The organism is Arthrobacter sp. OV608 (assembly GCA_900110595.1).
In the GTDB taxonomy this organism is placed as follows: domain Bacteria; phylum Actinomycetota; class Actinomycetes; order Actinomycetales; family Micrococcaceae; genus Arthrobacter.
The window spans coordinates 1-8,404 of record FOEZ01000042.1; the positions used below are offsets into that span (position 1 = coordinate 1).

Genomic DNA, 8,404 nt, shown 5'->3' on the forward strand with positions numbered 1-8,404 from the left:
GAGCCCCGGCCGATATGGATTGTGTCATCTTTGACCACCTGTGTTTCTGGACCCAGTAATCTCTGGAGTCATCGTTTTTGAGTCAGTGGCGCAACGAAGCGAACTCCATGCGCGTGTAATTTGAGTGTTCAATGGAGCGACGGACTTCTGAGCGTTTACACTTCCAAGCCTGTCCTGACGCAAGTACTGGTAAAGCGTCTCGCGGCTGATCCCATAGGCACAGGAAGGGACGGCTTTCGGTACACCGCTGCCTCGCGCCGAAAGTTCGGCGGCCCACTGCTGGCGCCTCGCTGCTTGGCCAGGACGAGGCTTTCCCTTTCGTGTTCCCCCAATGAGGGAGCGTCGAATTCGGCGAAGGCGCCCACGACTGAGAGCATGAGGTTGGCCACGGGGGACGCCTCCCTGGTGAAGACAACGCTCTCTTTGGCGAACTCCAATTCAGACTCCTCTGAGTGTCAGGCCTTGGGCGACAGCACGGAGCTCGTCGACGTTGCGGGCGGACAAATCGGCCCACAGGAGTCGTGCTCAACCGGCTGCAACTGTAACCCTTCTTGACCCAGCAACCAGGGCAACCTTGTTCTCGAGCAATCCCATAACTCTCCCTTGAGTTTCTTCTCATGATCCGTCCCACGCCCACGAGCGCTGAAGAAGTTCGTGTCGACGAAGGGAGATTCCTTCACTTTTGGCATCGTAGTCAAGACGTGTGCTTCAACGCAATACGCTCGTGCGTACATCGTTCCCACGCCTGGCGGCTACAGGCGGTCGCCCTGTCACCCCCAGCGACGGTTGGAGATCCGCCGGATAGACAGGCTTCCGTCCCGGCCGCGCCGTCCGTGGTCGAGGCGGCTTTAGAGCCTGGCACAACGCGGACCGGGCATAGTCCCGGTGCCAGCCGATCAAATTCACCGACTCGGTAAGGATCTGACCCTTCACCTTCCTGTCCGCCGCGGTACCGCGGCGCCAGACTCTTCGTCACTACCTTGCACTCACCCGTAGTCAGTCCCATCCACAACGACCAATTCTGCTACAAGGCCCAGAGACACCCCGCCCAGTCTGAGGATTTCCCAGTCAAGCAAACGTATCGACCTCCCGCCGAGGTTCTTATGAGTCAAATTCGGACACTTGCTTGCGCGCCGGCATCAGGTTACGATTCTATGAATTCGATTCCATGACAAATAGTCGATGACGTGTTCGCAGTGCTTCAAGGAATGGCTCGCGTTGCGGGCCCTGACGCCAATGATGAGACAGGGCTGAGGTAACAGGCATGGGTTTGCCCAAGAGCAAGGTTGCACTTGTTACGGGAGCTGCTCGCAGTCAACGGCGTTCGCACGCCATCAGCATCGACGCAGTAGGCACTGACATCATCGCCCTCGACATCCACTCCAAAGACGTCGCGACCGAAAGGTGTGACCCCGCAACACAGGTCGGTCTTCAGGAGACGGCGCGGTTCGTCGAGCTCTTAGGCCTCCGTATCGTGTCCGGGGTAGGAGACGCGCGCGGACTGGGGCAAGTACAGAATGTCAACCGCCGGATGAACATGTATCAGGCGCTGTTCGACAGGGCCGCGCCCCACATTGACATCCCCGGGGTCGACGATGTGCAGGGCGCGTTCGCCTCCCTCGATCCGCTGCCGGACCTGCCCTGGATCCAGTCCAACCATGTGTCGGACACGGTCTTGTGGTCGCCCTCGGATCACGCCAAGTTCATCACCGGCGTCGCGCTGCCTGCCGACGCCGGCACCACTGTCAAGAAAGGCAATTGTTCCATATGATCGAGCACGATTCCTTCTTTATCGACGGCGCCTGGCGCGCCGCAAAGTCCGACCGTAGCTTCGACGTGATCTCGCCTCGCTCAGAAGAGGTCGTCGGACGTGTCCCTGCCGCCTCGCGGGAAGACATTGACGAGGCGGTCGCGGCAGCGCGCCGGGCCTTTGACGACGGCCCCTGGCCCCGGATGAGTCCTGCCGAGCGCGCGGACTACCTCACTCGCATCGCCACGGCAATCGAGAAGCGTCAACATGAGCTGGCGCCCCTGATCTCCGAAGAGCTGGGCTGTTCCATGCCCCTCTCGCAGTACTACATGACGGTAGCGCCCGTGTTGAGCTTTAACTACTACGCTGAGATCGGGCGAACGCTGGAGCTCGAGGAAGTCCGGATCAGTGATCTCACGAGCTTTACCGGGGGGTCAGCAGGCGGCCCCACGGTCCCGATGGCAGGCAACAGCCTCGTCGTGCGGGAGCCGGTTGGCGTGGTGGCGTCGTTCCCCGCCTACAACTTCGCGATCCCGGCGATCGGACAGAAGCTGGGGCCAGCACTGATCGCGGGCTGCACCGTGGTGGTCAAGGTCCCTGAGCCCACCCCGCTTGCCACTTTCGTCTACGGGGAGATCTTCGAGGAAGCAGGTCTGCCGCCCGGCGTCGTGAACATCGTTGCGGCCGAGCCGGCCGAGTCGGCGTACCTGGTCGAGCACCCTGGCGTCGACATGGTCAGCTTCACCGGATCGGATGCGGTCGGTGCCAAGATCGCGGCAGCCTGTGGTGCCCTGGTGCGGCCGGTGCTCCTGGAGCTCGGCGGTAAGTCTGCCGCAATCGTTCTGGATGACGCGCGGCTGGAGGACGTTGTACCCGCGCTGGTCGGTGGCAGCGTCGGCGCCAACTCGGGACAGCACTGTGTTTCGCGGACCCGGTTCATCGTGCCGGCCGAGCAGTACAACGCGTACGCCGAGGCGCTCGCGCAGGCGTTCTCGTCCCTCAAGATCGGCGACCCTATGGACCCGGACACGGTGGTCGGCCCGCTCGTAACCGCCAGGCAGCGTGATCGCGTCGAGTCGTTCGTCGAGGAAGCCCGGCGTGAAGGAGCTACGGTGGCTACTGGTGGTCAGCGGCCCGCCGACATGTCCGTGGGCTGGTACTACGAGCCCACGCTGATCACCAATGCTCACAACGGGATGAAAATCGCCCGCGAAGAGGTGTTTGGCCCCGTCGCCGTCCTCATCCCGCACGACGGAGAGGAAGACGCCATCCGCATCGCGAACGAGAGCCCCTACGGCCTCGCGGGGTCGGTGTTCACCGCTGACGACGCCCACGGCTTTGAGGTGGCACGGCGCATCCGGACAGGGACCTTCTCGGTTAACACCGTCACCGCCGATCTGGGTTCACCCTTCGGTGGGTACGGCAAGTCAGGGATAGGACGCGAACACGGCCCGACGGCCGTGGACGAGTACCTCCACAGCCGCACGATCTCGATGGATCCGGGCAAGCAGCTGCCGGACGCGGTGACCAACGGGGTGCGCCGCGGTGACGGACCGGGAAGCCTCGAACCGTAACCACAGCCGTCCGGAACAAGACGCAAATGGGGAGACAGAGCGGCAGAACCTAGGTTTAGCCACCCGCAGCCCTGTCCGTCCAAAGCCAATACTTCACAGATCAGACCAGTCCCCGCCTCAACGGGACAATCGAAAGGGCCACCCGTGGCAATCATCTTGAAAGCAGCAAACCTCAGCGTCAGTCCGGCTGCCGCTTGGGACATCGTCGATCGCTTCATGCGGGCCGACATCCGCGTGTTCAGCTTCATAAAGGAGAATCGCATCGAAGGTCCTGTGCGAACCGTGGTCTCCGACGTCGCGGGAGGCCTCGAACAGCCGGAACTGAACATCACGATCGACCCTGAGCACATGTACGCTTCTTACACCGTGCTCGAATCGCCGTTCTGGAAGGCGACCTATCATCACGGGTCCATGCGGGTCTTTGACACCGGCGACGGTCGCTGCCGCTTCGAGTGGATCACTGACGTCGCTCCGGATTCCTGGGCAGCGGAACTCAGCGGGGAGTACATGGACATGTTGTGGTCTGATCTGGTCAAGGTCCTTGAGACGGGTAAGGAAGCACCGCTGCCAGAGGTTGCCGGCGCCTAAAGTCTCAAGCAGCCTCGTCAGTCGCGATCGACGATCCGTATCGCCGCCCCCCGGCTGGCCCATTTCAACTCCGTGGAGGCTTCGCAAGCGACAAATCGATGAAGGCGGATGCGTTACGTGGGGTGCGGCAAGTTTGAGCCGGCGGACACTCCTCGTCCGCATATGTCACAGCGGCGTGCGTTGCGGCAGGGATGTCGTCCCTGCCGCAACAACTGGACGATCTCGCCTCGTTCCTTCGGATTTCGGTTGCTACTCAGGTCGCCGCAACACAGGTCTGCGCAACCGTGGAATCGCCGGCGGAGCCTACAAGTGCGCCTACGTCGAAGAGAACTTTGAAACCCGGACCGTGCGTGGATTCTCGCAGGAAACTTCCTGAACCAGCGGTACGACGATTATCGCCGAATTGGGAGCCTGTTGGCCGGAAACGGCTAGGTCATCTCTCGAGACCGCAGCATTGAGGGGTTCGAATCCACTCCCCAGCCTTCATCGACAGGCTGAAGGGCGAACCTCGGGAAGATCATCGTGAGGATTTGACCGTCGTCTGTAGCGGCGTTGGCTGCTGAGTCCCGAGACTGGCGCACCATGCGTGGCAGCGTAGCTCTCACGGAGGTGACCTTTCCGCAGCCTTGCCCTGGGCTCGCGCATCTCCCAGTACAAGCTGGCCGACAAGATGCGAATGACCATCACACCTGCGTGGAGCGATCCGACGGCCCTCCAGTGAGGGCCTGTGATCGCAGCAACGCGGGCAATAGCCCCAGAAGCTGCTACCCGTCACACGGCTCCGGGGCTAGGACACGAGCACGATGAACCGGGAATTCCACCGGGCCGTCTATGCGGCCTCATACAACGACGTCATTATCAAGCTCCCGGATGACCTGTGGGACAAGTCCGACCACCACCGCCGCATCGAGGAGTCGGCGGTATTAGCCGGTTCTCTCCAGGGTTACCGCCTGGACATTTTCGGGCGATGTACCGGGTCTAGGCCGCTGCTTGATGGCTACGGGTGCGAGTTTCGTGAGTTTGTGGAGGGATTCCAGTCACGCGGCCCGCGTGTTGAACAGGTTGTTGAGAGGTGTTGTGAGGTGTCCAGAGTGGATGTGAAGCGGTCAGGTCATACCTTGGGTTCGCGGCAAGTTCGCACCACGGCTCGGCCAGCGGATCCGGTAGGGCGATCTGGGTTGTCCCGTGCTTGATGGTGACAAGCTCTCCGAGGATAGTCACATCGTTCCAAGTCAGAGGTGCGTGTTTTCAGCCTGCTGTCCGACAGCGAGGACGAGGATCGCACATACGCCGTCTGATCCTCTAATAGGTCCCCCCACGACTCGCGGTCAGACATCCTGATGCCTCACGACGTGGGTCTTTCCCATAGCGGCGCGCTTATGGCCCTAATCCGCCGCTTCGCACACGTTCCAGCCGAACCGATGATTCCGGAAGCGATTTGAGTGTCACCCTGGAATTAACAAGCGGTTGCTGGCGCAGCACCGCAGACGACGCAATCGTCCAGCCCTCCGCGGCCTGTTTGATGCTGATGAATCAGGTCAGGGCCGACAGGCTGGATGGCTGGCGGTAGCGACTGTGACCCATGAACCTTTAGGATGCACAGGCTAGTCGGTTGAGTAGCGCCAGCACGAAAAGCAAGAGCGACCCGTTGCTGGAACCTCCCGATCTGTGTGTCGCGAAATTCCAGGTGGAAATGCGTTAGACCAGTGAATCCGCCATGCCGGGACACCTGCACCACTACTCGCGGAGGACCTAACCGTGGGGGGAACTCCGGCGCGCACTCTTCCTGCTTGGCGGTTTGGCGGTGATAGCAGTCCTGCGCCCCCTGCTCTGTGACGCCCAACGCCTTCGCCGATATCCACCGGGGGGCGTCTGCTCGCGAGCTTCGTGCACGACGTACCAGCGGCGGGTAACAAGGACGTTGACCGCGGCGGCATTTGCGGCTTAGCCGCGTATGGGCTGCCAGTCGGCATCTTCCAACTCGCCTCGGGCTGCATCCGGGTAAGGTGCCCCTCTGCCGCGATACGAATCCACACGCTGCGTCGCTCGTATGTCTGCCACGCTTCGAAGTGCTCCGGCAAGGCGGGAAGGCTGGAGGTGCGTCAAGGATCATTGAGCTTGTTCAGGGGCTGCAACTACTGTTGCGGGGACAAGCTGCAGCAGAGGGAGCGCCAATCAGCCTAGTTCTGCTGTATGACCTCGAGGCAAGGCAAGGCGCTTGCAGAGTTGCTCACCGGTGCCAGCAGCTTGACCGGGCTCTGAGCCTGAGAGACAAGGCAACGTCGCACACACTTCAGAGCTGACTGATAGCCAGCGATCCAAAATCGATGCCGAGACCAATGCGAACTGCTGCGCGGCGCCGCCTGCTCGGCGGCGCTAAAAAGGGGTCACCCGTCAGGACATCGACGCATCATGCGTCCTGAGGCCTTCCCCAACAGTTCGCGGAAGAGTCCAACGGACGATTCACCCAGCGCTTCCTGGTCGTAGCTGCGGACATGACCGTGAAACTGCGGGCGGATGGACGTACTCCCGTTGCAGGGCGGGGAAGCTGGCCATGCGGTGCCCGCTGGAACAGGTCGAAGTCACACGGGAAACTTATGATCTCGACCTTGAGCTGCCTGCTCATCGACCGGCTACTTGGGCACCGACAGCGACGTGCTGGACGACCGACGGCTTGATGGGTTCCAGCACGATAAGCCGGGGGAAAAGCAGTAGGTCAGCGGGACAGCAGCAGCGCTTCGCCCTGGCCTCCGCCGCCGCACAGTGCTACGGCTGCTTTGCCAGCGCCGCGGCGCAGGAGCTCGTGCACGGCGGATACGACCACCCGGGCACCGGATGCGCCGATGGGATGCCCGAGGGCGATCGCTCCCCCGTTGACGTTGACTTTGTCCATGGTGAGACCCAGCTGCTGGGCCGAGTGCAGTGCCACGGAGGCAAAAGCCTCGTTGATCTCCACGAAGTCCAGGTCCTCCACGGTCCAGCCTGCTGTCTCAAGGGCTTTGTTGATGGCGCGGGCCGGTTTGTCCGGCAGCGAGGTGTCCGGGCCCGCGATCTGCCCCGGGGAACTCACGGTCGCGAGGATCCTGAGGCTATGGCTCTCTGCATAGCTGCGGGTAGTCAGGACGACGGCGGCGGCGCCGTCGTTCAACGGGGAGGCGTTGCCGGCGGTAACGGTGCCGGTTGGGGAGAAGGCAGGCCGCAGTCCGGCGAGCGATTCGGGCGTGCTGTTGGCGCGCACGCCCTCGTCGCTTCCTACGAGTTCGGCCTCCCCGCGACGCCGCGGCACCTTTACCGGGACGATCTCGGCGTCAAAGAGCCCGGCGGCCTGGGCGGCCGCGGCCCGGCGGTGGGAGTCGGCGGCGGTTTGGTCCTGATCGGCACGACGGATACTTAAGGCATCGTTGACCCGGTCTGTGGCCAGTCCCATTGCTTCATGGTCGAAGGCATCCGTGAGGCCGTCATGGGCCGCGGAGTCTATCAGAGCAGCGTCCCCATAAAGGTGCCCGACCCGGGAATCACGCAGCAGATGCGGGGCGTTGCTCATGGACTCCTGGCCGCCGGCGACTACCACCTCGGCTTCTCCCAGGCGCAGCATCCGGCTGGCGTCGATGATGGCACTGAGCCCTGAGAGGCAGACCTTGTTGACCGTAGCCGCATGAGCATTCAACGGGATGCCTCCTGCCACGGCAGCCTGCCGGGCAGGGTTCTGTCCGGCTCCCGCCTGAAGGACGTGTCCCATGATGACCGCGTCGACGGCATCAGGACGTATCTTCGCCCTGTCCAGCGCCCCTGCGATCGCGGCGCCGCCGAGTTCAACGGCCGACAGCGGTGCGAGCTGGCCCATCAGCCTGCCCTGCGGTGTACGAGCGGCCCCGACGATGACAACATCAGTACTGCGATTCATTTTTCTCCTCGAACGGGTAAAGGGCGAGACTTTTCGGTCCTCGGTAGCTGTTGGCCGCCATGGCCCCGGGTCGCGGCCACGGGTACATGCAGTTCCGGATGGAATGCCATTCCGGTTGCCCTGTCCAGCAAGGGGCTCAGGCCCAGCGGTGTGGAGTGGGTAATTGGCGCCAAGGATGATGCAGAAATCAATTTGTCCGGCCCGGCCGCCGCACGCTCATCCATTCGTGCCTAGTGGATTCCACAGCTCTGACAAAAGTGTCCCTTAGGTCATCAGCTGTAGTGGTGCGGCTGTTTAGCGATCCGTGCCAGGGGCGCGGCGAGCAGCGGCGAGACCAAGAAGCTTCATTCTTAGAAGGGACGGTAACTGGAAGATGACGGCACCCTGCCAACATTTCTATGTGGCAGGTCGGGCGTGCTCGCCGAATCAGTCATGATTACTGTTCCCTTGAACAGGCCGAGAGCTACCCTGCCAGTCGTGCAGCAACGCGGGCGCGATCTGAACGGCGTGTTGCGGACCCACCAAAAGGTGGTTCATTGCGATCCGGGCGTTCGCGTTAAGACGAGCAAAAATTCCGTCCTTCGCAAC

General features: G+C 62.3%; 5 protein-coding genes. 3 read left to right on the plus strand and 2 right to left on the minus strand.

Annotation, left to right across the window (positions count from 1 at the left end; all coding sequences use genetic code 11):
* Positions 1–1,264 precede the first annotated feature (1,264 nt).
* The 3 genes from BMX78_RS22250 to BMX78_RS22260 all read left to right on the plus strand — a co-directional run bounded on the left by BMX78_RS22250 (position 1,265) and on the right by BMX78_RS22260 (position 3,912).
* On the plus strand, positions 1,265–1,771 hold the full coding sequence (locus BMX78_RS22250; protein WP_091424714.1) for an SDR family oxidoreductase: 507 nt from the start codon (positions 1,265–1,267) through the stop codon (positions 1,769–1,771).
* Entirely contained in the window at positions 1,768–3,324 is a 1,557-nt protein-coding gene (locus BMX78_RS22255; RefSeq protein ID WP_091424716.1) for an aldehyde dehydrogenase, read from the plus strand. Before BMX78_RS22250 ends, BMX78_RS22255 begins: the two co-directional genes overlap by 4 nt.
* A gap of 144 nt (positions 3,325–3,468) precedes the next feature.
* The gene (locus BMX78_RS22260) at positions 3,469–3,912 is read left to right on the plus strand and encodes an SRPBCC family protein (protein ID WP_091424719.1); all 444 of its coding nucleotides are present in this window, start codon (positions 3,469–3,471) and stop codon (positions 3,910–3,912) included.
* A gap of 428 nt (positions 3,913–4,340) precedes the next feature.
* On the opposite strand, the gene BMX78_RS23225 is transcribed toward BMX78_RS22260, so the two are convergent.
* Both BMX78_RS23225 and BMX78_RS22265 read right to left on the minus strand, forming a co-directional pair.
* Positions 4,341–4,496, minus strand: a complete 156-nt coding sequence (locus BMX78_RS23225) for a hypothetical protein (protein ID WP_170850926.1) — start codon at positions 4,494–4,496, stop codon at positions 4,341–4,343.
* Between the two features lie 2,132 nt (positions 4,497–6,628).
* Positions 6,629–7,816, minus strand: a complete 1,188-nt coding sequence (locus BMX78_RS22265) for an acetyl-CoA C-acetyltransferase (RefSeq protein WP_091424722.1) — start codon at positions 7,814–7,816, stop codon at positions 6,629–6,631.
* Positions 7,817–8,404: the final 588 nt, after the last annotated feature.